Genomic DNA, 1,090 nt, shown 5'->3' with positions numbered 1-1,090 from the left:
AGTGATAGCGAGCAAAGGCCCGGAGCGCATCAGGTCCGTCAGTGAGACGGGCGCGCCTCCGGCCGGCCCATCGTCCACCTGACATACCGTGCTGCATTCATGATCCGTATCCGTTCCCGTCTCCTCGTCACCACCAGCCTTTCGCTTCTTCCCGTCATGGCGGCGGCGCAATCGGTTGTGGCGACAGGCAACGTCACGCCCTCGTCGCCAACGAGTTGGACTTCATCGACATCGATCAACGTTGGCTACAATACGCCAGGCTCTCTCACGATTTCGGACGGAGGGCGCGTGGTGAATGGAGCCGGGTACGTCGGCGTGCAGGGCGGTACAGGTCAGGTGACCGTTACGGGAGATGGCTCGCGTTGGGAGAGCAACGGATATCTTTACGTCGGCGCCAATGGGACAGGCATCGTGACGATCGCCAACGGCGGCTTTATGAGCAGTGCTGGCACAGTGATTGGCCGTTCCGATCTTGCTTCCGGCAGCGTCACCGTTACCGGTGAGGGATCCACCTGGGTTGACAGTTATACCATCATCGTCGGGTTTTCGAAAAACGGGAGGCTTACCATTGCCGATGGGGGCACGGTCAGCAGCAACTTCGGCAGGATTGGCGAGATCTCGGCGGCGACGGGCTTTGCCAGCGTCACCGGCGACGGTTCACGCTGGAACAACAGCAACTACCTCAAAATCGGGTACCAGGCTCGTGGATCGCTGACGATCGGCGACGGCGGACTGGTGACGGTCGGGGCGCTGCTTGGCGATGGCAGCCATGACGGCACGGCGACGGTTGCGGATAGCAGCGGTTCCAACGGCACCGTGTCGATCGGCGCGGCCGAGGGGGACGCGGCGGTTGCGGCGGGGACGCTCGATGCGGCGCGGCTGGTGTTCGGGGCCGGCAACGGCACGCTCGTCTTCAACCATACCGATGACGACTACAATTTTCAGGCGGCGATCTCGGGCAATGGCACGATCCGCCATCTGGCCGGTACGACCACGCTTCTCGGCGACAGTTCCGCCTTTTCCGGCACAACGGCGGTGACCGGCGGCGGGCTGATGCTGGCCGACGGCGCGCTGCTCGGCGGCGCGATCG

The 1,090-nt window shown here is 63.9% G+C and carries 1 pseudogene; it reads left to right on the top strand.

Features of this window, described 5'->3' with window-relative positions:
* Positions 1-99: 99 nt before the first annotated feature.
* Positions 100-1,090 (top strand): annotated as a pseudogene (locus J5J09_RS22545) (hypothetical protein); the annotation flags it as partial.

Origin of the sequence: Ciceribacter sp. L1K22 (assembly GCF_017599385.1) — a bacterium.
Lineage (GTDB): Bacteria > Pseudomonadota > Alphaproteobacteria > Rhizobiales > Rhizobiaceae > Allorhizobium.
This window is presented reverse-complemented; position numbering and strand designations above follow the sequence as displayed.